Origin of the sequence: Brevibacterium antiquum CNRZ 918 (genome assembly GCF_900169145.1) — a bacterium.
In the GTDB taxonomy this organism is placed as follows: domain Bacteria; phylum Actinomycetota; class Actinomycetes; order Actinomycetales; family Brevibacteriaceae; genus Brevibacterium; species Brevibacterium koreense.
On the sequence record NZ_FXZD01000011.1, the window covers coordinates 58,007 to 82,078 of the forward strand.

Annotated in this window: 20 protein-coding genes and 2 pseudogenes; 17 read left to right on the forward strand and 5 right to left on the reverse strand. The window is 63.5% G+C overall.

Going from position 1 to position 24,072, the window contains the following annotated elements:
• Nucleotides 1-388: 388 nt before the first annotated feature.
• A complete protein-coding gene (groES, locus tag BANT918_RS14270; protein ID WP_009883265.1) occupies nt 389-682 on the forward strand; it encodes a co-chaperone GroES in 294 nt (97 codons plus the stop codon).
• 36 nt (nt 683-718) lie between these two features.
• Nucleotides 719-2,308 (forward strand): chaperonin GroEL, encoded by a 1,590-nt coding sequence (gene groL / locus BANT918_RS14275; protein WP_101620884.1) that lies wholly within the window; start codon nt 719-721, stop codon nt 2,306-2,308.
• Between the two features lie 173 nt (nt 2,309-2,481).
• On the opposite strand, the gene BANT918_RS14280 is transcribed toward groL, so the two are convergent.
• From BANT918_RS14280 to BANT918_RS14295, 5 genes and pseudogenes are all read right to left on the reverse strand, one after another.
• On the reverse strand, nt 2,482-3,951 hold the full coding sequence (locus BANT918_RS14280; RefSeq protein ID WP_418904421.1) for a PEP-utilizing enzyme: 1,470 nt from the start codon (nt 3,949-3,951) through the stop codon (nt 2,482-2,484).
• 174 nt (nt 3,952-4,125) lie between these two features.
• Nucleotides 4,126-5,063: pseudogene (locus BANT918_RS18150) on the reverse strand (PEP/pyruvate-binding domain-containing protein); the annotation flags it as partial.
• The gene (locus BANT918_RS14285) at nt 5,060-6,253 is read right to left on the reverse strand and encodes a hypothetical protein (RefSeq protein WP_101620885.1); all 1,194 of its coding nucleotides are present in this window, start codon (nt 6,251-6,253) and stop codon (nt 5,060-5,062) included. The pseudogene BANT918_RS18150 and the gene BANT918_RS14285, both read right to left, overlap by 4 nt.
• A complete protein-coding gene (locus tag BANT918_RS14290) occupies nt 6,237-6,632 on the reverse strand; it encodes a polyketide cyclase (protein ID WP_101620886.1) in 396 nt (131 codons plus the stop codon). Before BANT918_RS14290 ends, BANT918_RS14285 begins: the two co-directional genes overlap by 17 nt.
• 92 nt (nt 6,633-6,724) lie before the next feature.
• Complete coding sequence (locus tag BANT918_RS14295; protein WP_101620887.1) at nt 6,725-8,251, reverse strand: class I adenylate-forming enzyme family protein; 1,527 nt, start codon at nt 8,249-8,251, stop codon at nt 6,725-6,727.
• 73 nt (nt 8,252-8,324) lie between these two features.
• Between BANT918_RS14295 and BANT918_RS14300 the strand changes: the two genes are divergently transcribed.
• The 15 genes and pseudogenes from BANT918_RS14300 to BANT918_RS14360 all read left to right on the forward strand — a co-directional run bounded on the left by BANT918_RS14300 (nt 8,325) and on the right by BANT918_RS14360 (nt 23,861).
• Nucleotides 8,325-8,948: a TetR family transcriptional regulator gene (locus BANT918_RS14300; protein WP_167389484.1), complete on the forward strand. Its 624-nt coding sequence runs from the start codon at nt 8,325-8,327 to the stop codon at nt 8,946-8,948.
• Nucleotides 8,945-10,621, forward strand: a complete 1,677-nt coding sequence (locus BANT918_RS14305; RefSeq protein ID WP_101620889.1) for an acyl-CoA dehydrogenase family protein — start codon at nt 8,945-8,947, stop codon at nt 10,619-10,621. Before BANT918_RS14300 ends, BANT918_RS14305 begins: the two co-directional genes overlap by 4 nt.
• A gap of 380 nt (nt 10,622-11,001) precedes the next feature.
• Complete coding sequence (locus BANT918_RS14310) at nt 11,002-11,244, forward strand: hypothetical protein (RefSeq protein WP_101620890.1); 243 nt, start codon at nt 11,002-11,004, stop codon at nt 11,242-11,244.
• A gap of 38 nt (nt 11,245-11,282) precedes the next feature.
• On the forward strand, nt 11,283-12,263 hold the full coding sequence (locus BANT918_RS14315; protein ID WP_101620891.1) for a pseudouridine synthase: 981 nt from the start codon (nt 11,283-11,285) through the stop codon (nt 12,261-12,263).
• A gap of 89 nt (nt 12,264-12,352) precedes the next feature.
• Nucleotides 12,353-13,015 carry a GntR family transcriptional regulator gene (locus tag BANT918_RS14320; protein WP_101620892.1) on the forward strand — a complete coding sequence of 221 codons (663 nt, stop codon included), beginning with the start codon at nt 12,353-12,355 and terminating at the stop codon, nt 13,013-13,015.
• Nucleotides 13,016-13,181: 166 nt separating this feature from the next.
• A complete protein-coding gene (gene guaB, locus BANT918_RS14325) occupies nt 13,182-14,708 on the forward strand; it encodes an IMP dehydrogenase (protein ID WP_101620893.1) in 1,527 nt (508 codons plus the stop codon).
• Between the two features lie 369 nt (nt 14,709-15,077).
• Nucleotides 15,078-15,305 carry a hypothetical protein gene (locus BANT918_RS14330; RefSeq protein ID WP_101620894.1) on the forward strand — a complete coding sequence of 76 codons (228 nt, stop codon included), beginning with the start codon at nt 15,078-15,080 and terminating at the stop codon, nt 15,303-15,305.
• Nucleotides 15,302-16,807 (forward strand): lysine N(6)-hydroxylase/L-ornithine N(5)-oxygenase family protein, encoded by a 1,506-nt coding sequence (locus BANT918_RS14335; protein WP_101620895.1) that lies wholly within the window; start codon nt 15,302-15,304, stop codon nt 16,805-16,807. Before BANT918_RS14330 ends, BANT918_RS14335 begins: the two co-directional genes overlap by 4 nt.
• Nucleotides 16,804-16,980 (forward strand): hypothetical protein, encoded by a 177-nt coding sequence (locus tag BANT918_RS17810; RefSeq protein WP_233429417.1) that lies wholly within the window; start codon nt 16,804-16,806, stop codon nt 16,978-16,980. Before BANT918_RS14335 ends, BANT918_RS17810 begins: the two co-directional genes overlap by 4 nt.
• Before the next feature lie 27 nt (nt 16,981-17,007).
• A pseudogene (locus tag BANT918_RS18155) lies at nt 17,008-17,343 on the forward strand (GNAT family N-acetyltransferase); the annotation flags it as partial.
• A gap of 18 nt (nt 17,344-17,361) precedes the next feature.
• Nucleotides 17,362-19,368, forward strand: coding sequence for an IucA/IucC family protein (locus BANT918_RS18160; protein WP_418904422.1), 2,007 nt, complete (start codon nt 17,362-17,364; stop codon nt 19,366-19,368).
• A 208-nt stretch (nt 19,369-19,576) separates the two neighbouring features.
• Nucleotides 19,577-20,581: a LacI family DNA-binding transcriptional regulator gene (locus tag BANT918_RS14345; RefSeq protein ID WP_101620896.1), complete on the forward strand. Its 1,005-nt coding sequence runs from the start codon at nt 19,577-19,579 to the stop codon at nt 20,579-20,581.
• A 117-nt stretch (nt 20,582-20,698) separates the two neighbouring features.
• Nucleotides 20,699-21,808, forward strand: coding sequence for a substrate-binding domain-containing protein (locus BANT918_RS14350; protein ID WP_101620897.1), 1,110 nt, complete (start codon nt 20,699-20,701; stop codon nt 21,806-21,808).
• A 20-nt stretch (nt 21,809-21,828) separates the two neighbouring features.
• The gene (locus BANT918_RS14355; protein ID WP_101620898.1) at nt 21,829-22,653 is read left to right on the forward strand and encodes an ATP-binding cassette domain-containing protein; all 825 of its coding nucleotides are present in this window, start codon (nt 21,829-21,831) and stop codon (nt 22,651-22,653) included.
• Entirely contained in the window at nt 22,650-23,861 is a 1,212-nt protein-coding gene (locus BANT918_RS14360; RefSeq protein ID WP_101620899.1) for a sugar ABC transporter permease, read from the forward strand. Before BANT918_RS14355 ends, BANT918_RS14360 begins: the two co-directional genes overlap by 4 nt.
• Nucleotides 23,862-24,072: the final 211 nt, after the last annotated feature.

Here is a 24,072-nt window from a genome sequence, read left to right on the forward strand (position 1 = left end):
ATATGAGCTGACCTGATCAGCTGAACGTGCGGACCCGGGGAGCACCCCAGGTCCGCACTTGTATTCACTCGGGCGAGGGGCAGGTCCCAACGGTTTGCAGGCTGTGTGGGCGCGGAGTGCAGTCCCCGGCGTGACCGCTCGCGGACCCCTCTGCAGCCATGCCGGAGTCGATCTTCCTGGGGTTTCGCCCAGAGCGTGGACAATCCTTGGCACTCGAGTTGACCGAGTGCTAAGAGCGTTCTAAAGTCGAATTAGCACTAGCACTCATTGAGTGCCAGTTTTATGAGACGGTCGATCCGCTCGGCACCCGCGACGACGAGGGGATCATGGCATACGCCGCCGTCTGACTCAAAGAAGAATTGAACCCAGCGAAGGGAGAGGGCCCGATATGTCGGTATCCATCAAGCCACTCGAAGATCGGATTGTCATCCGTCAGGTCGAAGCAGAGCAGACTACCGCCAGTGGTCTGGTCATCCCCGAAACCGCCAAGGAGAAGCCTCAGGAAGGCGAAGTTGTCGCAGTGGGCCCAGGCCGCGTTGCTGACAACGGAAACCGCGTCCCAGTCGACGTGGCCATCGGCGACAAGGTCATCTACTCCAAGTTCGGCGGCACCGAAGTCAAGTACGCAGGAGAAGAGTTCCTCGTGCTCTCGGCTCGTGACGTGCTCGCCGTCATCGGCTGAATCCCCTGACCAACTACTTCACAGACAGGAGGACGAATGCCTAAGAATCTGGAATTCAGCGACGAGGCCCGTCGTGCACTCGAAAAGGGTGTGAACATCCTCGCGGACACCGTCAAGGTGACGCTGGGACCCAAGGGTCGCAACGTTGTTCTCGACAAGAAGTGGGGCGCACCCACGATCACCAACGATGGTGTGACCATCGCTCGTGAGGTCGAGGTCGACGACCCATACGAAAACCTTGGCGCTCAGCTCGCCAAGGAAGTTGCCACCAAGACCAACGACATCGCCGGTGACGGAACCACCACCGCGACGGTCCTGGCCCAGGCCTTCGTCAACGAAGGTCTGCGCAACGTTGCCGCCGGCGCCGCACCAGGTGCCCTCAAGCGCGGAATCGAAGCTGCTGTCGAGACTGTCTCCACCGAACTCGGAACCATCGCTCGCGATGTCGCCGACTCCTCGGAGATCGCACACGTCGCCGGTCTGTCCGCTCAGTCAGAAGAGATCGGCAAGCTCATTGCCGATGCCTTCGACAAGGTGGGCAAGGACGGCGTCATCACGATCGACGAATCCCAGGCCGCTTCTGTGGAACTCGAAATCACCGAGGGAATGCAGTTCGACAAGGGATACCTCTCGCCGCACTTCGTCACCGATGCTGACCGCCAGGAAGCTGTGCTCTCCGACGCGCTCATCCTCATCAACCAGGGCAAGATCTCCAACATCCAGGAGCTCCTCCCTGTGCTGGAGAAGGTGCAGCAGGCCGGAAAGCCACTGTTCATTGTGGCCGAGGACATCGAAGGCGAAGCTCTGTCGACGCTGGTCGTCAACAAGCTGCGCGGCATCGTCAACGTTGCCGCCGTCAAGGCACCCGGATTCGGAGACCGCCGCAAGGCGATCCTCGAGGACCTCGCCGTCCTCACCGGCGGCCAGGTCGTAACCCCCGATATGGGCATGAAGCTCGACCAGGTCACTCTGGAAGAGCTCGGCAACGCCCGCACCATCACCGTCACGAAGGACAACACCACCATCATTGATGGTGCTGGCTCCGACGAGGACGTCAACGGTCGTGTCGCCCAGATCCGCAGCGAAGTCGAGAACACCGACTCCGATTGGGACCGCGAGAAGCTGCAGGAGCGCTTGGCTAAGCTCTCCGGTGGTGTCGCAGTCATCAAGGTCGGCGCCGCCACCGAGGTGGAGCTCAAGGAACGCAAGCACCGCGTCGAAGACGCAGTGTCGGCTACCCGTGCAGCCATCGAAGAGGGCGTCGTGGCAGGCGGTGGATCAGCACTGATCCACGCAGCCAAGGTTCTGGCCGGAAACGACCTGAGCCTGACCGGCGATGCGGCCACAGGTGCCGACATCGTCAAGCGCGGCGTCGTCCAGCCATTGCGCTGGATCGCCGAAAACGCGGGCCAGGACGGCTACGTCGTCGTGTCCAAGGTTGAGGACCTCGAGTCCGGCCAGGGATACAACGCAGCCACCAATTCCTACGGCGACCTCATCGCCGCCGGAATCATCGACCCGGTCAAGGTCACCCGCTCGGCACTGCGCAACGCCGCTTCGATCGCCGCACTGGTTCTCACCACTGAGACACTGGTCGTGGAGAAGAAGGAAGAAGAAGAGGACTGATTCCTCATCTGATTCGCATCGGCGCGCTGTGACTGCGCTGATCTGATACTCGTGTGGCCCGGAACATCACGTTCCGGGCCACACGTGTCTCTCGCCTCATCAGAGTGAAGTGTTCACGCAGTGTGGTGCCGAGCTGCGCCGGGAGAGGTGGTCATCCCTCGCCGAGGCGGTTCTCAGACCGGCGCCACCGTTCCGTTGCTGCCATTGACCGTCACCCTCTGTCCCGAGGTGAATCGACTGGTGGCGTCGCGGACGGCCATGACCGCCGGCAGGCCGAGCTCACGGGCCGTGACCGCGCCGTGGGAGAGTGCGCCGCCGCTTTCCGTGATGACGCCGCTGGCCTGGTAGAACAGGGCCGTCCAGGCAGGATTCGTGGTCCGGGCGACGAGGATGGCTCCGTCGGGGAAGGACGAGAAGTCCTCGGGGCTGTGGACGACGAAGACCTCGCCCTCGACCTCGCCGGGGCTTCCGGCGGTTCCCTTGATGAAGTCACCATCGGCTTCCTCGCCGGCGTCAGGAGTGCGGCCGTGCTCCCACTCGGGCGTGCGCACGACAGCCGCCTGGTACCCGGCCTTGTTCTGCTCAGCGATCGCAGTCAGGACTGACAGCGCCTCGGCGGGGGAGTGCTGCCCGTTGGCAGCGCGGATCGCTTCGTCGAGGGGCTCATAGTTGATGAAGTAGACATCCATCGGGTCCGTAGGAACGCCCTGGTCGACGAGTCGCTGGCCCAGCTCCCGCAGAGCACGGCGCATCGGCAGCGTCAGTCGTGTGGTCTGATAGTGCTCCAGATCATCCAGCGCCGTGTACGCCCGGGCCAGGCGGATGACCTCTTGGACCAGATAGCGCAGCTTCTCGGGAGCCGCGTTGACCACGGCCAGCTCGGTCTCGGCCTGCACGACCTTGCGCTCTAGGTCGGAATCGACCGAGGCGTTCTCGGCCCGGTCCGCCAACAGCCGGATCTGATCGAGGACGATGTGCGGTGCTTCGACCCACGTCGGGTGGTAGGCGTCGAAGTCGAGTTCGCGGTGACCGTGCTTGGCCAGGAACGACTCGAAGTCCCGAGCGAAATCGGGAAAACCGCTAAGCACCTCCACTCCGTCGTGACCTGTGCGGGCCCGCAGCGCGGACAGCAGCTCAGGATGCTTGCGCACACTGCGTGAGAGTTCCCAGAGTTCGGCGTTGACCTGGGAGGTCTTCGTCTCCGTGGACGCCAGCAGCCGTTCGAACACGAGCTGTGCCGCCTCCTTGTCCAGCGCCATTTCGAGCATGTGCGACAGCGCCCCGTAGAGCGTGCGCTGAGTCAGGGAGATCGCGATGTTGGGGCGGAAGTACTCCGTACCCAGGTCGCTGATGGCGATCACGTGTTCCCACACCTCGGCCAGGGTCTTGTCCTGGAGCGGCTCATGCGAGAGTTTGCCGATCCCGATGAGATACGTGTCGAGATCGCGCATCCACTGCACCGGCAGCTCCTGCACCCAGCCGAACTGAGAAGCGATCTCCGGCAACGATTCGGTGATGGTCTCGACGCTGGAGAGCATATTCGTCGGCAGCCTGCCGGCGTAGAGATCGACAGCCGTCTGATTGCCGTAGATATAGAAGTCGCGCATGGCGAACCACTTGTCGCCAAACGGCGGCAGGCCCATGAGATCGAAGCTGTGGTTGAGCGAGGTATGGAAGCCTGCTTCGACGAGATCCCAGGTCAGAGGTGTCACCGGTGTGGGGAACCGCTCGGCGGATTCGTCCCGGGTCCACCGTGGTGCGACCCGAGTGATGGGCCTGGACTGCAGGAGGAAGAGGTCATCACCGCAAAAGGCCCACTCGATGTCCTGGGGGAAACCGAAATGGTCCTCTGCCCGTACTGCGAGTTCGGCAACCGCTCGGGCCTGCTCGGCGTTCAGTGCGGGACGCGTGCGCTGATCCTCGCCGAGGTGGACCTCCCTCGTCCGCGCATCGCCGTGATCGTCGCCGCCGACATTTTCGTCTCCGGAGGGCTCATGCATGATGAGTGCCCTCGGCTTGTCCGCGATCTCGGCCGCGACCTGGGTGCCGTCGGCTCGGGCGATCCGGAATTCGTCGACTGGCTCCTCCCCGCCGACGACGGTCTCCCCGAGGCCAAACGCGGCGTTGATGAGGCCTCGTCCGTGTTGCCGCGCACCGGGTCGACGGAGAACGCGACCCCGGCGGCTTCCTCAGCACCGACTGAGACCATGAGCTGGACGACGACGGCCATCTTCGCGTCGAGTTGGTCGACGCCGAGCTGCTGACGGTACCGAAAAGCGTGCGGATTCCACAGGGAGGCATAGCAGTCGCGCACCGCCTCGGCGATTGCCTCGGTTCCGCGAACACCCAGGTAGGTGTCGTGCTGCCCGGCGAAGGCCGCACCGGGCAGATCCTCCATGGTGCCGGAGGAGCGGACCGCCACCGCCTGGTCGCTCAGTCCAGCGGCCTTGGCCGCCGCCTCGAATTCGGCGAGCCAGGTGCCGGGGATGGCAGCGCTGCGGATGAGGTCGCCGATTGCCTCGGCGGGTCTGTCGCTGCTCATGAGCTCGGTGATCTGAGCCTGCAGAGGGTCGACGAACTGCGTGTAGGCGTCGGCGGTGACGATGAAGCCGCCGGGTACGGGCAGGTCCTGCGCTGACTTCGCGAGGCTGGCGCTCTTGCCTCCGCTGGTGGCCAGTTCGATGGCGAGAGGATCGGTGAAGCCGAGGGTGAGTGTCACGAATGCTCCTAGGGATGTCTCAGGTGGGGCGATCACAGGCGGAAGCGGTTCAGGCCGAGGAGCAGCCAGCCGCAGACAGCGCTGACGGTGCCGATTCCGATGACCAGAGGCCAGAAGAATGCTGCAACGACGAGTACCGGTACCCAGACCATAACCGCTGCGAAGCCGCCGAGGAGTCGGAAGAATGTGACAGTATTGCGACCGTCCGCGCGTGATCCGGCAAAGGCACCTGCCGCGAGGACCGGGGCGAAGAGCCACATGAGGGCGAACCCGATTGCGCGCAGGACCGGGAATCGGCGCGCAGGCACCTCCACCTCCGCGGAGTCCACCCGCGTGGGCGGAGCATCCCGTCCCTGGGCGACCTGCCCCGGCCGCTCGCCTTGGCACACGACCTTCTGCTGGTGGAGGAAAGCGCTCGCGAACGATGCCGGTGCGCTAGCCGAGGAGCGAGCGTCCTCGAGTGCCTCGGCTTGGATCCGTTCGAAGGACTGCTCGTCGGGACAATTGACCGAAACCTCGTCGAGACCAGATCCTATCGCCGAGGCGACCTCCGCCTCCCACGTAGACCGATCCTTGCCATTGCGAGCCGGAATTGTCACAGCGGTTCCGCAGACCACCTCGGCGCGGGAACGGAACCGGTCCGGGGTCGAATAGAACAGGCCCACCGGGATCACCTCGAGGTCGATGCCCTCGTCGATCAGGGTGCAGGCGATGCGTGCTGCACCAGGTTTGTAGGGCTGAGGCCGGTGGCCCCACTCGCTGCTGGCTTCAGGGAAGATCCCGAGGTCACCGCCTCGACGCAGGTGGGCACAGCCGGCTTCGACCGGGCTGGCCACCGAAGCAGGATCAAGGTTGTAGCGCTCAACGTCCTTGGGGCGGACGACGGGGATGCCGGCGATGAAGAGGCGCAGGAACCAGCTGCGCACGAGCTGGATCGAGATGAGGAACTGCGCCTGCGGAAATGCGGCGAGCACCTGATGCCCGTCGATCGCCCCGTTGCGGTGGCTGGAGACGATGAGGCGCGGGCGAGGGCGGAGGACACGGTGGGCAGATCTGTCGCGGCTGGCAGAGCCCTCCCGCAGTGCGTGCCCTGCTTCACCGAGATCGAGGACGGGAATACGGCCGAAGTACAGGGTGCGCATGGCGGCGTTGACGAACCGGTGTCCCCACCCCAGAGAGCCACCAGCTCCCCGGACGTCACCTGGTCGATCAACCTTCGAGGACATCGCGCAGTCGTTCCAGATCCATCCGTACAGCCTCGGTGTCGGGCGCGAATTCCTCCTCGCTGACATGCGGGAGGCGGTAGACGGTGAAGACGACCTCACTGACATCGTCGTTGTGGAGCACACGCAGCGGATTGTGCACGGTGGTGCCGTCGGGGAAGATCACGTCATGGTCGAGGATCCCGAATTCGATGCCCGGCCGGAAACTGACCTCGACCTCTCCCCGCGGTGAGTCGGTGATCCAGCGACCGGCCTCGTTGCAGATGCCCGCGCTGAGGCCGACCGCCCATTGTGGCAGGTTCGCCGGGTTGCCTGCGAAGACCGCGATATCGGAAGGGTCACAACGGATCGTCTGCGAAATGTGCTGTGCGTCGAAGCTCATGGCCCAAGTCCACCACAGGGGCCGCGATTGGGCCAGAGGCAAGCCCGACCGCCCAGTGAGGTCCTCGGCTGGTGACTGTGATCTGACTGGCCCTATCCGGCAGCCACCTCGCCGCGCAGCTTGTGTTTGAGCAGCTTTCCGGACGGATTGCGGGGCAGCTCCTCCGTGATGATGACCTCGCGGGGCAGCTTGTACCTGGCGAGCTTGTCGGAGAGGTAGTCTCGCAGCTCGTCGACGTCGAAAGGCAGAGAGTCCGCGGTGGTGATGACGGCGACGACCTTCTCGCCCCATTCCGTGTCGGGTCTGGCCACGATCGCCACATCGGCGACCCTCTCATGAGCGATGATGGCCTCCTCCACCTCAAGCGAATAGACGTTCTCACCGCCGACGATGATGACGTCCTTGGTGCGGTCGACGATGTAGAGGTACCCATCCTCGTCGAGCCTGGCAATGTCGCCGCTCTTGTACCAATCGCCCTCGAAGGCTGCCCTGGTCGCCTCGGGGTTGTTGAGGTATTCACGCATGCGAGTGTCGCCGGAGAACCAGATCTCTCCGGTCTCTCCCGGACCGGCAGCTGTGCCGTCGGCCTTGACGACGCGCATCGCATTGCCGACCATCGCGGTCCGGCCCACGGATCCGGCCTTGCGCAGCTGATCCTCTGGCCTGAGCATGCAGCCGGTGGGCCCCATTTCGCTCATTCCGAACAGATTGAAGAACTGGTCCGTCCCATAGGCTTCGATGAGCATGGCCGCGGTCGACCGGTCGATCGGAGCCCCACCGTAGTTCCAGCGCCTGATGGTGGAGAAGTCGTAGTCGGAGAATTCGGTGCCGAGCTTCTTGGCGGTCATGATCGGAGCGACGTAGGCGACGGTCGGACCGAAGAAGGTCGTGATCTTCTCTTCGGCGATGATCGTCATCGACTCCACGGGGTGGTACTGGCGTTGGAGGACGATCGTGCCGCCGGTCAGCACGGTGGGCATGAGGCTGATGTTGAGTGGTGCAGAATGCCAGATCGGCATGCAGATGAGATAGCGGTCGTCACTGGCATATCCCATATTCAGGCTGATGAGGGTCGCGACCTGGGAGATATTGCGATGGGAGTGCACACACCCCTTGGGCGAGCTCGTGGTTCCCGAGGTGTAGAGGATCTGAGCGACGTGTTCGTCGGTGAAGTGGCCTGGTTCGCTGAAGTCGTCCGCTTCCGCCTCTTCCAGCTGAGTGTCGAAGCTGCCCGGTGCATCGGATTCGGTCTCCAGCCACGTGATGTCCGGAGCGCCCTTGCGTGCAGTCTCGGCCAGCTGGGAGCTGACGATCCCCAGCTTCGCGCCGGAATGCTCGATCGTGTACCGGACCTCGGGCGCCTGCATCTTGTGATTGACAGGAACGACGGTGGCTCCCAGATACCAGGCGCCGAATGCGGCGAAGACGAACCCCGGGACGTTGAACGTCATGATTCCGACGACGTCTCCGGATGCGATCCCATTCTGCGCCAGCACACTGGCAGCTCTGAGTGCGCGGTCCCGAACCTCGGCGTAGGAGTATCGGTCGTCCCCGTAGACCAAGGCCTCCTTGTCCGGATTGCGTTGAACAGTCGAATCCAGCATAGTGCCGAGCTTCATTGCTTCTCCTTGTGACGGATGTCATAATCAATAACAATTGAACCATGATTCACTTCTTTGGGAAAGAGCAGACGTGGCTTACCGGGAAACATCCAGGACCCGTGCCAAGGCGCAGCACCGGCGCGCCCGGATCGAAGAGGCAACCCGCCATGTCATCGCCCGGGGTGGATTCGCCTCGGCGAGCGTTGCAGCTGTCGCTCGCGAAGCCGAGTGCAGCACCGGGCTCATCTACACCTACTACTCCAACCGTGACGAACTGCTTGGGACCGTATTCGCTCATGCCTCACGACATGAGCTTGCCGTCGTGACGACGGCTATCGAGTCGTCGACGAGCGCGATCGAGATCGTGGACGCACTCCTGGATGTCTTCATCCGACGCGCCGTCGCCGGGCGCACTCTCGCCCATGCACTCCTGTTCGAAGAGGTCCCGGACACCGTGCAGATCGAACGCCGAGCATTCCGGCGCGGATACGTCGCCGCGATCGCGGCGGGGCTCACTGGGCGGTATGCCGTAGACATCCCGGCCGAGGTGGTGGCACGGTCGCTGGTCGGATCCATCGTGGAGAATCTCGTCGATGTTCTCGATCCCGCCAGAGAGCGACCGAGTGCCCCGCAGGTCGAAGCCCTCACCGCCGCACTGTCCACATTCGCGCGTACTGCAATAGGGGAACCGCGCACAGCAAGAGGAGAACAATGAGCACCGAAACATCGACTCAACCGGCACCATTCGCCACGCACACGGTGATCAACCAGGCACCGCCTCGGCGGGATATCAACGAATTCACCCTCAACACCGCACTCCTCGACGCCGTGGACAGGTACGCGCCCCAAGCGTCGAGATCCGAGCTCAGTCGAATCGGGGACCTGGTCGGCAGTGCGGACTTCATCAACGACGCCCGTCTGGCCAATGAGCACGGGCCGAAGCTTGCGACTCACGACGAGTGGGGCAACCGAGTCGACTCGATCGAGTTCCATCCCGCCTACCACCGGATCATCGGCGAAGCACTGCGCAGCGGCGCCCACTCACATGCCTGGACCAATCCGGGCCCGGGCGCGAACCCGGAACGCGCCGCCAGGTTCATGCTCTTCTCCCAGATCGAACCCGGCCACGCCTGCCCGGTGTCGATGACGCATGCCGTCGTGCCGTCCCTGCGTGCCGATGTGAAGCTCGCCGGTTTCTGGATCCCGAAAGCCACCGCAACCGACTACGATCCGCGCCGGATCGACCCGGCGAAGAAGACCGCTGTCACCTTCGGCATGGCGATGACCGAGAAGCAGGGCGGCTCCGACGTGCGGGCGAACACCACCCGCGCGATCCCGTCCGGCGACCACTACCTCATCACCGGTCACAAGTGGTTCTGTTCGGCACCTCAGTCTGATGCGTTCCTCGTTCTCGCACAGCTCGACGAGGGGGTGAGCTGTTTCGTCGTTCCACGCATCCTGCCTGGTGGTCGACTCAACAGTGTGCGGATTCAGCGACTTAAGGACAAGCTTGGCAACAAGTCCAACGCTTCGTCCGAGGTCGAATTCGACTCGACCGTCGGCTGGCTGCTGGGAGGACCGGGCAAGGGAGTGCGGACGATCATCGAGATGGTGTCGCAGACCCGCCTCGACTGCATCCTCGGGTCCACCGCAGGAATGCGTCAGTCGGTGGCGGAAGCCGCGTGGCATGCGCGTGGCCGGGCGGCGTTCGGGTCCACACTCATCGACCAGCCGCTCATGCGCGCGGTCATCGCCGATCTGCAGCTCGAATCCGAGGCCGCGACCTTCACCGCTATGCATCTGGCTGCCGCTCATGACGACGAGGGTGCCGATGCCGCGGACTTTCGGCGTCTGGCCACGGCTGTGGGCAAATACTGGATCTGCAAGCGCGGACCCGGACATGCCTACGAGGCGCTCGAATGCCTGGGCGGCAACGGTTACACGGAGGCCTTCCCACTGGCTCGCCGGTACCGCGAACAGCCTGTCATGGCGGTCTGGGAAGGGTCGGGAAACGTCATCGTCCTCGACGTGCTTCGTGCCCTCGGGCGTGAACCTGCCACGGCGAAGGCGTTCCTCGGCTTCCTCGAGACCGGGCTGGGCCGGCACCCGGACTTCGATGCTGCCTTCGAATCGCTGGCAGGGTCGCTGCAGACTGCGGCCAGAGACCTGGCCGGCGGCGAACCGGATGCACTTGCCGGTCTGTCGGCCAAGGGGCGGGGACTGGTGGAGAGGATGGCGCTGCTCATGCAGGCGGCGATCCTATTGGAGTCCGCCCCTGCGGAGGTGGCCGCAAGTTTTGTGCAGGCACGGCTGGGTCCCGACCGCGGCTGGGAATACGGCGCGCTGCCCGAGGGCGTCGACATCGATTTCCTCGTCGATCGAGCCTGAGTTTCCCAGCGCTGCGTTCTGATATATGTGCCTAATGACACGTCCGATCAAAGCAGTTTTCTGCCTCGGGCAGGGAACCTTCGCACCATAATGGCTGTATGCGCTCCAGACTGATCTCACCCCTTGCCATCATCGGTCTTCTCTGCCTAGGTGGCTGATCTTCCCCGACCGACGAGGCGCAGTCTGACACCTCCGAAGCCTCGGAATCGGCAGCGCAGACCTCGGCTCCGACAGACGACGCTGCCGGCGAATCCTCCGCACCGGAGGACGGCGGCAGTCAGGCTCCGGCGAGCACGGACGCGGCGGACACGACCGCAGAGGGCAAACAGAAGCTGACGGTCACAGTCGATTCGAAGAAGACCACGATCTCACCGACCGACGTGTACTGCTCTGGAGAGCCGGGAAACATCCACCACATCATCGGCAAGACGAACAACCAGCCGCCCCTGGTCAAGGCCGAGAAATCGGACTTCGCGATGGTCAAGACCGGGCACGGGAAACCCTTCAAGGCGAATCAGCCCAAGGGTGTCAGCTACACGGACGACGGTGTGTCCTTCGACGAGACTGCGTTGGGCTCCGCGGTGCTCAACGGAACGATGACCTGCACCCAGTGGGAAGACTGAACCGGCTCCGGCCGCTGTGAACCCGCTAGACTGAACTGATGCCACGCAGTCCGCTGCCTCCGCGCGAGGGAATCTCCGCGAGTTCGCTGCGTGCCCCGGGCGGGCAGGAGACGCATCGCAAAGCCAACCTGGCCGTCCCCGATTCGATCGGACGGTGGCTGAGCGGAGAGTTCCCCACGGCCGCCGAGGCTGAGCTGCGCAGCCTCCTGACCGTCGGTGACATGCGAGACGTGGAGGGAACCCCGGTCGCATGGGACGATTCTGTCATTCCCGGTGGCTTCTATTTCTTCCACCGTCCGGTCCCGGCGGAGGCGCGAATTCCCTTCGAGATCGGCATCGTGTTCGAAGACGATGAGCTGCTCATCGTCGACAAGCCGCACTTCCTCGCCAGTACTCCCAACGGCCGCTTCGTGCGTGAGTGCGTCGTGACTCGGGCACGCATCGACTTCGATCAGCCCGATCTCGTCGCGATCCATCGTCTCGATCGGATCACCGCCGGACTGCTGATCCTGTCGAAGCGGCCCGAAACTCGCGGTCGGTACCAGCGGCTGTTTCAGGAGCGCAAGGTCGCCAAAACCTACCGGGCCCTGGCACCCTTGGCGTCTGCGGACATAGAGCTGCCTCTCATCAGGCAGTCGAGGCTGATCAAGCCGCGCGGTGGCAGACAGGTTCTCGAAGTCGCAGGGGAGCCGAATGCGATCAGCCGGATCCGTCTCCTCCGCGAACTCGCCCCGGCTTCGGCGAGACAGTCCGATGGCCACGGGCGAGAACCGGTGCCAACAGTCGGAGAGTACGAACTCGAACCTATGACCGGCAAGACCCACCAATTGCGGGTGCACATGAACGCGCTGGGGGTGCCGATCCTCGGCGATCCGGTCTATCCCGTCGACCTCTCACCGGACCCCTACGACTTCAGCTCGCCGCTGCAGCTGCTGGCGGCATCGATCGGCTTCGACGATCCGCTGACGGGACTCGAACGTCGCTTCGAGTCGGCACTGTCCCTGGGGGAGACGTATTAGAGCGGCAGCGCCCCTCGGCGCATCAGAAACGCGCCATGGCCGCACGACAACAGTGCCCACGATTCGCGAGGACACGGTAGCCTGGTGATATGAGCCCACACGCACCCGGATGTACCTCAGAGGCGATCGTCGCCCTGGTCCGGTCCCGAATCACGACCGGTGAATACCCTGCCGGCTCCCCGGTCCGGGACGGTGCGCTGGCGAAGGAATTCAACGTCTCGCGCAACACTGCACGTGAATCCCTGAGCCTGCTCCGTCACGCCGGTCTGCTGACCCAGGAGACGAATCGCGGCTTCTTTGTCCGCACCTTCGACCTCGACGAGCTCAAGGACCTCTACCAAGCGCGACGCGTCTTCGAGATCCGCGCCGTCCAGGAATCACAGGATGCCTCCGAGGAGGCAATGGATCGTGTCGAAGCATCCGTTGTTCGCGCCGAGACCGCGCCGAGCAATGAGAGCTGGACCGATGCGCAGGAACATTCCGCGTCCTTCCACCGGGCCATCGTTGGTCTGCTCGGTTCGCCGCTGCTCGACGAGTTCTACGTCAACCTCATGGCCCGCCTCTCAACGACATTCGCCCGTTCGAAAGAGCCCGGCAACTATCACTCTCATTGGGCGAATCCGCACCGCGACATCCTCGAGAAGATGCGCTCGGGAGACCGGCACGGGGCCGAAGGCCTTCTGCGCATCCATCTCGATGACTCGGAAGCCTCGACACTCGACCTGGCGCGCTCGGTCGGCGAAGGCCGCTGACTACGGCGATGACACCTTCGCTGGAAGGCCGCGACCGCCTCGGCGAGCATTCCTGACTGCTGATGTCGGCAGTCTCACAGTGCTCGGTATTTGAAATGCTGGATAAGCGTTGTATGTCTTCGATAGCATTGACCCACCGTACTCATCGCGTCGAAAGGCTGTACCCATGGGGATTCCCGAGCAGGAAACACAGGCCGCAAACGATCCGTTCTCGCTGACGGGGCTCACGTATGACGATGTCCTCCTCCTGCCCGGTGACACCGATGTCATCCCCTCAGAAGCCGCCACCACCACTCGTCTGACCAAAGAGATCGAGCTCAACATCCCCTTGGTCTCGGCCGCCATGGACACCGTGACCGAGTCGCGGATGGCCATCGCCATGGCCCGCATCGGCGGTCTTGGCATCATCCACCGCAACCTGTCGATGAAGGATCAGGCTGCCCAGGTCGACTATGTCAAGCGTTCCGAGTCCGGAATGATCAACGACCCGCTGACGATCACCCCGGAGAAGACCCTCGAGGAGCTCGACGAGATCTGCGGAAAGTACCGGATCTCCGGCCTGCCCGTCGTTGACGAGAACAACGTGCTGTTGGGCATCGTGACCAACCGTGACCTGCGCTTCGTCACCCGCAGTGAGTTCCCGACCCGCACCGTGGCCGACACCATGACCCGGATGCCGCTGATCACCGCCCCGGACGGGGTGTCCCCGGAGGAAGCCTTCGAGCTGCTCGCCGAACACAAGGTCGAAAAGCTGCCTTTGGTCGATGAGAACAACGTCATCAAGGGCCTCATCACCGTTAAGGACTTCGTCAAGACCGAGGAATACCCGCTGGCCACGAAGGATGACGAGGGGCGCCTGCGTGTGGGTGCGGCCGTGGGATTCCACGGTGATGCCTATGAGCGCGCGAAGCTCCTCGCCGAGGCGGGCGTCGACGTCCTCGTCGTCGACACCGCCAACGGACACGCTCGCGGCGTGACCGACATGATCAGGGCGATCAAGGCTGACCCGGTATTCGCGAACGTCCAGATCATCGGCGGAAATGTCGCCACGAAGGAGGGTGCACAAGCACTCATCGACGCCGGTGCCGACGCTATCAAGGTCGGTGTGGGGCCAGGTTCGATCTGCACCACCCGTGTGGTGGCAGGCGTTGGTGTCCCGCAGGTCACCGCCATCTACCTTGCCGCTCAGGCAGCCCGTGCGGCCGGTGTGCCGGTCATCGCCGATGGCGGACTTCAGCATTCGGGCGACATTGCCAAGGCCATGGTTGCCGGTGCGGACACCGTGATGCTCGGCTCCCTGTTGGCTGGCTGCAGCGAATCGCCCGGCGAGCTCATCTTCGTCAACGGTAAGCAGTACAAGGCCTATCGTGGCATGGGGTCACTGGGCGCCATGGCTCCACGCCAGGGCAAGTCCTACTCGAAGGACCGCTACTTCCAGGACGATATCGACACCGACACTGACCTCATCCCGGAAGGCATCGAAGGCCGCGTCGCCTACCGGGGGCCACTCAAGCAGGTCGCACACCAGCTCACCGGTGGTCTGCGCCAGTCGATGTTCTACGTCGGCGCCCGCACCATCGACGACCTCAAGGCCAAGGGCAAGTTCGTTCGCCTGACCACTGCGGGCCTCAAGGAGAGCCACCCGCACGACATTCAGATGACCGTCGAAGCCCCGAACTACGTTGTGAAATAGGGGTCGTCAAGGGATCGTTCTCCAGCGGTTCGTCGTGAGCGTGCTCTCACGGTCTCACGATTGCCAACGGCCGTAGCTCCTGCCTCCTGGGCAGGGACTACGGCCGTTTTCTCTGTCTCAGGATGTCAGACGAATCGCCTGGCTGTGACGAATGCCACGTGCGAATCTGCGAGCCGTTTATGCCTGTCGTCAATTGTGGGCTTGGCCGCGCGAGGGTTGACGAGGACGCCCCGGGGTTCCGGTGAAGTTGCTCGTGCAGTCTAAGAACAGTGGCACCACTGACCTTGCTTCTTGCCTAACTTAGGGTAGGTTTCCCTAATGTAGTCCGGCCTTACCGGACCGCGAACAGAAGGAGGCAACCATACCGCTATGACTTCACTGCTCCCTGAAACCGCAGCTCCACCGACCGACGCAGCCCCACTGCCCGACATTCCACTGCGCACCGAGGGCACACCCTGGCTCAAACTCTCCCTGCTCAGCCCCGACGCCACGGTCGCAGACATCACCGCCGTACTCGACCTCGTCCGCGCCACCGGCATCGGAAACCTCGCCGGCCAGCACCTGGAGAGCACGACCCTCGAAGGAGGCGACGCATGAGCACAGCTGACACACACATCCACGACATCGTCGGCGTCGGCATCGGACCCTTCGGCCTGGGACTGGCCGCCCTGTCCGACCCCCTGCCCGACGTCGACGCTGTCTTCGTCGACCAGCGCGAAGAATTCCGCTGGCACCCGGGCATGATGATCGAAGGCGCGACGGTCCAAGTTCCGTTCCTCGCCGACCTCGTGACCATGGCCGACCCCACCTCCCGCTTCTCCTTTCTGCAGTTCCTCAAGGACAGCGGCCGCCTCTACCCCTTCTATATCCGCGAATCCTTCTACCCCCTGCGCGCTGAATTCGATGAGTACTGCCGATGGGTCGCCGCCCAGCTGGACACGCTGCGCTGGAACCGCACAGTAGCCTCGGTGACCAGGAATGATGACGTCTACACCGTGACCGCCGAGGTGGCCGATGGTTCGGGGCAGACGCTGAGGACCGAAACCGACCGCGCGCGCCACCTGGTCCTGGGTGTGGGTACCGAACCGGTCCTGCCCGAAGCCCTGCAGAACCTTGAGACCGCGCAGAACCTGGAGACCGTGCAGAACCTGGAGGTAGGGGAGGACACCTCCGTTGCGGGCCCGGTCATCCACACCTCGAAATACCTCGACCACAGAGACGAACTGCTCGAGAGCGGATCGATCACGATCGTCGGCAGCGGGCAGTCCGCAGCCGAGATCTACCGTGATCTCATTGATGAGGCTGAAGCCCGCGACGTCCGACTCGACTGGGTGACGCGCTCACCGCGCTTCTTCCCGATGGAGTACACGAAGCTGACCTTGGAGATGACGTCCCCGGAGTATACGGATCACTTCCGGGCCCTGCCCGATGACCTGCGTGAACAGCTCGGCCGTGAACAGCGAACCCTGTACAAGGGCATCAGCGCAGACCTCGTCGACGACATCCACGACACCCTCTACCGGCTCAGCCGAGGCGGCAGGAAGCTGCGCACCAATCTGCTCGCCGATTCGGAGCTCATCTCCGCGACGCCCGACGGGGGTACCGGCGACTATCGTCTGCGCTTCCGCCACACCGCGCTGGACAAATGCTTTGACCGACGCAGCGGATCGGTCGTCTCTGCCACAGGGTATCGTTCCCAGGTCCCGGACTTCCTCACCCCGCTGGGCGAGGAGGTCCGTCTGGATGCCAAGGACCGCCTCGACGTCAGCCGCCACTACACGGTCAATGACGCAGGCACCATCCACGTCCTCAACGGAGAAGAACACACCCACGGAGTCACCGCACCCGACCTTGGATTCGGGCCCTGGCGGGCATCGGTCGTGCTTTCACATGTGACCGGGCGCGTACCGTACCCGATCGAGAAGACCATCGCGTTCCAGACCTTCGGAGTTCCCGACGACGGGGCATTCGATGAACGGGCTGACCAGTCAGCAGCGGACCTCACACTGGAGAGTCACACCACCGAACCAAGCGATGACGACTGCGAGGCGCACTTCGCATTCGCCGATGCAGACGACAAGGAGATGACACACGTATGACCGCCGAACTCATCACCGACGCACCCTCGAACACGTGGACCGCTGAGGCCGCGAACCGGAGCCTGACCCCGGCGAGTGCCGTGGACATCCGGGCCATGAACCCGGCCCGCGACACTGTTGACATCCACGCGTGGCTGACCCATCCTCGAGCCCACTACTGGCAGATGACCTAACTCGACGAGTCCGGAGTCCGCGACTATCTCGGCGGCATCCACGACTCCGCCGACGAGAACGGCTGGGTGGGCTCGGTCGACGGCATCGACTGCTTCTATGTCGAAACGTATCTGCCCTCAACCCTGATCCCACAGGACGTCGTGGCAACAGGACCCGACGACATCGGAATGCATCTGCTCGTCGCCCCACCCGAGGGCGACCGGGTGCGCGGGCTCACGGATAGGATCATGGCCGAGGTCATCGACTTCTGCCTGCGTCCGACTGACCATAGCGGGCGCGGCGGACACCGAGTCATCGTCGAACCCGACGTGCGGAACACGGGCATCCTTGAGAAGAACCGGGCGGCAGGTTTCAGCCCGGTGGGCGAGGTGACCATCATGATGGGGGAGGAGACGAAGCAGGCCCTGGTCAGCATCTGTGATCGTGAGGACTTCGAAGTCAGCGAGCTGTACGCGCTCGTCGACCGGGACGTACACGTAGGTCAGGCGCACTGGGGACAGGCACATTCGAGCCAAGCTGTTGACGCCCACCCTGGTGTCGGCCGAGCACACCCTGACGGCACCACCCCCGCCGCCTATGCCCACCTCAATCGTGACACTTTCGCGGTCGCTCAACGCCACCTCGTGGCCAAGGCCCTGTCCGAATTCGCCCACGAACGCCTCATCGCCCCGGTCCGCGCCACCTGCCCGGATGCCGGGCCCGATGACTGGGAGCTGCGGATCGACGACACCGGATCGAAGAACGCCGACAGCTCGCCGGACGCTGAGGCGCTCACATACACGTTCACCGCCCGAGTCCTGCCGCTCGAGCACTGGGTCATCGACGAAGCCAGCATCGCCCGCCACCGAAACGGCATTCGGCTCGAACTCGACGCTCAAGAACTCGTCGTTGAACTCCAGGATGCCCTCGGCATCCCGGAGAACCTGATGTCGACCTACCTCGAGGAGATCGCCTCGACCCTGGCCAGCAGCGCCTTCAAACTCGTCGAGGCGGTCAAGGGCTACCGCCCGGACTCTGCAGATCTCCTCAATGCGGGCCTCCAGGCCACCGAGGCGGCCATGACCGAAGGCCATCCCGGGTTCATCGCGAACAACGGACGCATCGGATTCTCCCTGTCCGACTACCGGAAGTGGGCCCCTGAGAACGGGTGCACCACCCGAATCGAGTGGGTGGCAGCGACCCGCGAGCACAGCCACCTCTCGGTCGGCGTCGGACTCGACGAAGCTGCACACGTCGACTGGGCACTGAGCGCCGAGGAGCGCGAACTCTTCGACACGCGGATTCGATCAGCCGGGCGCAAACCGGAGGACTTCCACCTGCTCCCTGTCCACCCCTGGCAAGCCGATCACCGACTCGCGATCACTTTCGCAGCCGATATCGCCCGCGGCGATCTGCTGCCACTGGGGTCAGGGCTTGACGAGTTTCAGCCGCAGCAGTCACTGCGCACCTTCTTCAACCAAACACGGGCCGATGCTCCCTATGTGAAGGTCGCGCTCGCCGTGCAGAACATGGGATTCCTGCGCGGGCTGTCACCGAAGTACATGCGCGATACACCGGCCATCAACGATTGGATCGCTGCGCTCATCGGCACGGATCCCACATTCGCTGACCTCGGATTCCGGGTCCTGCGGGAACGCACCGCGCTTGGCTACACCGGAGATGTCTACCACCGGACGCAGGAGACGAACCCGCACCGGAAGATGCTTGCAGCACTGTGGCGAGAGAACCCGCTGACAGGGCTCGAGCCCTGTCAGAAAGTCGTCACCATGGCGGCCTTGCTGCACCGTGACCACAGGGGAATCGCCTACGTCAGCGAACTCATCCGCGCCTCGGGTCATTCGCCTCAGGATTGGGTGCGGGCCTACCTGCGGGCCTACCTGCATCCGCTCGTTCACGCACTGTTGGCCCATGACCTGGTGTTCATGCCGCACGGTGAGAACCTCATCCTCATCCTGGACAACCACGTCGTGACCGGTGCCTTCATGAAGGACATCGGCGAGGAGGTCGCGGTTCTGGGTCACCGGGAGCTGCCGGGCGACGTCGAACGAATCCGGGCGCTGGTCCCGGGGGAGGAGAAGGCCCTGTCCGTGTTCACGGACATGTTCGACGGAGTGCTGCGCCACCTCGGCGGGATCCTCGATTCCGATGGTGTGCTGGGTGCGCAGACGTTCTGGGCATTGGTCGCCGAGGTGCTCGATCGTTACGAGGCCGAGCATCCGGAACTCGCCCGCGGGCTCGCCGGGGATGTGGACCTGAGAGCCGAACGTTTCGCCCATTCCTGCCTCAACCGACTGCAGCTGCGCAACACCATGCAGATGGTCGACATCGGCAACCAAGCCGAATCCCTGCTCTACGCGGGAACGATGAGGAACCCTGTGGCACGGTGATCTGAAAGAACACCACGCTCGCCGAGGTGTGGATTGGGGGCCAGCCTCGTCGCTCTTCCGCGAGAGATCAGTGATGATCGGGATCGAATGCCGACCGGTCGCGCCTCCAGGTGTGTCCTCTCAGGCACCAACGGTTAGTATCAATCCAACGGTTGCCGATATGGGGCTGCGCAACGGTGCGAGGAATTCCCGACTCTAAGGTGTGGTCATGGCGAAGCAGAACGATCGGCCGACTCTGGCCACGGTCGCTTCGCGTGCAGGAGTCAGCATCAAGACCGCTTCCCGGGTCCTCAACGGTGAAAAACATGTGGCCGCGAGCACCGCCGAAAAGGTCGAAGAAGCCGCCGCTGAGCTTGGATTCCGCCTCAATTCCACGGCCAGGCGCCTGCGGGCCGGTGGCAGTTCACCCTACATCGGTGTAGTCATGAGCGACGGTGATGACCCATTCCAGACTCATCTCTTCACCCTGCTGGAGTCCGAGCTGAGCACGGTCGGACTGCGCCCAGTCGTGACGGTCACCGCCGACGACCCCGACCGTGAACGTGGCTTCCTCGACGAGTGCCTGGCCAATGACATGACCGGAATCTGCGTCATCAGATCACACCCGGACGCCGCACGGTTCTACACCGCTGCTGCATCTGCTGACGTGCAGATCGTGTCCTTCGACCCGTCGACTACAGGACCCGGGGTCGACCTCATCGCCGGTGACGAGGAGCTCGCCGGCCGCCTGGCCGCCACCCAGCTTCTCAAGCACGGACACATCAGCCTCGGCGTCATCGGCGATCATTCGACCAGCCCTATCACCACCGCCCGGCTCGCTGGAATCCAATCGGCCTTCGCCGGACGAACAGACGTCGGGTGGCGTGCCTACATGAGGGAAGACGCTCACGATCTGGCCAGCGCGAAGAACGTCGTCGCCGCCTGGCTGGGTTCGCGCAGTGCCCCCAGCGGACTCATCACCTTGTCCGCGACTCTGACGCAGGGAGCCATCGACGCCTGTCGTCGTCTCGATGAGTGGCCGGCCCTGGTGGGCATCGACGACTTCCCCACCGCGGAGCTCTTAGATGTGACCATCATCGATCGTGACGTGAGTTCCATGGCCGCCGAGGCGGTCCGGCGTCTGCAGGAACCGCCCAGCTCCGGACCGCGTCGACATCAGATTCCCGTGTACGTGATCGCTCGCGGCAGCGGCGAAGAGGCCCCGGACAAGTGACTCGGTCCGGGAATGCCCCAGACAGAATTTTTCGACGAAACTGTTGACACCGAACCTCAATCGGCGAATTATATTGAACAGCCTGACAACGTTGTCAGAAAGATTGAAAGGTTCACAATGAGGCACAACCTGCAGTCCCGCAATAAGAAATCCCGGAAGAAGTTCGCGCTCCTCGGCGCCTCGGTTGCCATCGGCGCCCTCGCGCTCAGCGGCTGCGGGAGCCAGAAGGGCCAAGGCAATGAGGAAGCCGACAGCGGCTCGGGCGGAGACGGTGAAGTCACCATCGCCCTGCTGCTCCCGGAATCCAAGACCACCCGCTATGAGTCCCTCGACAAGCCGAACTTCGAGAAGTACGTCGCGGAAGCCAACCCCGATGCGACGGTCAAATACAGCAACGCCAACCAGGACGCCACCCAGCAGCAACAGCAGTTCGAAGCAGCAGTGACCGAAGGTGTCGACGCCATCGTGCTCGACCCGGTCGACGCCTCAGCTGTCGCCTCCTCGCTGTCGAAAGCTCAGGCCAAGAAGATTCCGGTCATCGCCTACGACCGCTTCTTCAAGGGCGCGGACTACTACACCTCCTTCGACAACAAGAAGATCGGCAACCTCCAGGGCCAGGCCGTTCTCGACGGTCTCAAGGCTGAGGACACGGACCCGAAGTCGGGAGCAGTCTGGATGGTCAACGGTGATCCGAAGGACCCGAACGCCGCCGACTTCAAGGCCGGAGCCGAAGAGACGCTCAAGGACGCCGGTGTCGACATCGCCGAAAGCCATGACACTCTCGATTGGAACCCGGATGATGCCCGCAAATGGGTCGAAGGTCAGCTGCAGAGCGCAGAGAAGGACCCGATCGCCATCTACGCGGCCAACGACGGCACCGCCGGCGGTGTCCTCGCAGCCACGAAGAAGGCCAAGGTCAAAACCGTCGTCACCGGCCAGGACGCCGAAGTCGACGGTCTGCAGAACATCCTCAGGGGCGACCAGTACGCCACGATCTACAAATCGATCCCACCCCAGGCTGAGTTCGCCGCGAAGGCAGCTGTCGCACTGGCCGGCGGCGAGAAGCCGGAGGGCTCAACGACCTACAAGGACACCCCGACGGACTTCGTCGAAGCCAAGGTCGTCACCAAAGACACGGTCAAAGACATCGTGGGTGATCAGATAAAGGCCGAAGACATCTGCACCGGCGAAGTGAAGAAGCTCTGCGACGACGCCGGCGTCAAGTAGGGATCGGTCAGTAGGAACACATGAACTCTCAAACCAATGATCCGGCACCCGCGAGTCAGCGGGTGCCGGAGACCGGAGCAGAACCGGTACTCCAACTGCGTGGGATCAACAAACGATTCGGCGCGGTCCAGGCACTGACCGACATCAACCTGAACATCGGTCGCGGTGAAGTCGTCGGCCTCGTCGGTGACAACGGCGCCGGTAAGTCCACCCTGGTCAAGGTCATCGCCGGTGTCCACGGTGCTGACGAGGGCGAAATCCTGTTGTCGGGTCGATCCCAGAAGTTCGGCTCACCCAAGGATGCGCAGAAGGCAGGTGTCGCCACGGTATTCCAGGACCTCTCGCTGTGTGAGAACCTCGATGTCGTGGCCAACCTGTTCCTCGGACATGAGAAGACGCGGCGTGGTGTTCTCGACGAGGTCAGCATGGAGGCTCAGTCTTGGGAGCTGCTGCACAGTCTGTCGGCGAAGATTCCGAGCGTGAGAGTCCCGATCGCGGCTCTCTCCGGCGGTCAGCGGCAGACGGTTGCGATCGCCAGGTCCCTCCTCGGCGAACCTTCCATTGTGATGTTGGACGAGCCGACGGCGGCACTGGGTGTTGCTCAGACGGCCGAGGTGCTCAACCTCATCGAACGACTGCGCGAACGCGACCTCGGAGTGCTGTTGGTCAGCCACAACATGGCCGATGTCCAAGCTGTCTGCGATCGGGTCCACGTTCTGCGGTTGGGCAAGGACGCGGGAGACTTCCCCGGTGACGAACGCACGGATGTGCTCGTCGCCGCGATCACGGGAGCCAACGACAACGTCGTGACTCAGAGAGCAACCCGGAGAGGGGATCGCCGATGAGCCGCAACTCGTTCATCACCGACGAACGCCTATCAAGTGAAGGCTTCATCGCCACCTTCGTGCGGAGGGTCAAGGAAGGCCAACTGGGCTCGTTCCCTGTCATTCTCGCGCTCGTCGTCATCATCATCGTCTTCCAGACGGCGAACAGCAATTTCATCTCCCCGGCCAACTTGGTCAACCTGTCCTCGACGGTCGCCTACCTCGCGATTCTCGCGTTGGGCATCAACCTCATCCTGCTGCTCGGCGAGATCGACTTGTCCCTGGCTCAATTGGGCGGTTTGGCGGCTTCGCTGCTGGGTGTGCTCGTGGTCAGGCAAGGAGTGCCGCCCCTGGTGGCGCTGGTCATCATGCTGATCCTCGGCCTCGTCGTCGGCGCGATTCAGGGATGGTTCTTCGCGGTGGTCGGCATCCCGGCCTTCGTCGTGACCCTCGCGGGCCTTTTGGCCTATACCGGTCTGACGCTGACGACCCTGGGTACGCAGAAGAACCTGTCGATGGCTGACTCGTTCGCCTTCGACTTCGCGAGTTTCTACTTCCCTGCCGTGTGGGCCTACGTGTTCGGAGCGGTCGCGGTCATCGGCTTTGCTGCCGGGATCATCTACTCGAAGCTGCGCCGTCACGGTGCGGGACTCGACAGTCCGAGCTGGACCTCGGTGACCGTGCGCATCGCAATCTTGGCAGTTGTCGTGTTCGGCTTCCTCATCCTGGTCAACCAGGACTTCGGTCTGGCGATGCCGTTCTTCCTCATGATGGTCATCGCCATCGGAATCGACTTGGTGCTGCGCAAGACCAAGTACGGGCGCTCGATCTACGCCGTCGGCGGCAAGGTCGAAGCGGCCAGGCGAGCCGGCATCCGGGTCACCTGGGTGCGGATCAGCGTGTTCATGGCCGCCGGTGTTCTGGCAGCCCTGTTCGGCTTCATCAAAACCGGTGTGACGACCAACGCCGGATCGACGCTGGTGAGCACGCAGGACCTGCTCAATGCCATCGCCGCCGCGGTCATCGGCGGCACCTCGCTGTTCGGCGGCCGTGGCACCGCCTGGGCAGCCGTCCTCGGTGCTCTGGTCGTCGGCGCCATCAACAACGGTCTCTACCTCATCGGCTTCAACTCCGATGCGCAGCAGATCATCACCGCGCTCGTCCTGCTCACCGCCGTAGTCATTGACGCCCTGAGCCGCCGCGGCCAGCGCTACGTCGGGCGTGGCTGAGGAGGTCACACCCGCATCGAGCGGACCACTTAGCGTTGACCGGCCACAGTACAAAGTGGCCCGTCGGCGCTAAATGGTCCGCTCCCCTCTCTGTCAGGCTGGTTGTGAGTCACTCAGTCTGACACTGAGAGGAACACTAACCATGACCATCACTACTGGATACAGCGTGGCAGAGATCCGGTCTTTCCTGGTTCAGTACGACCAGATCCCC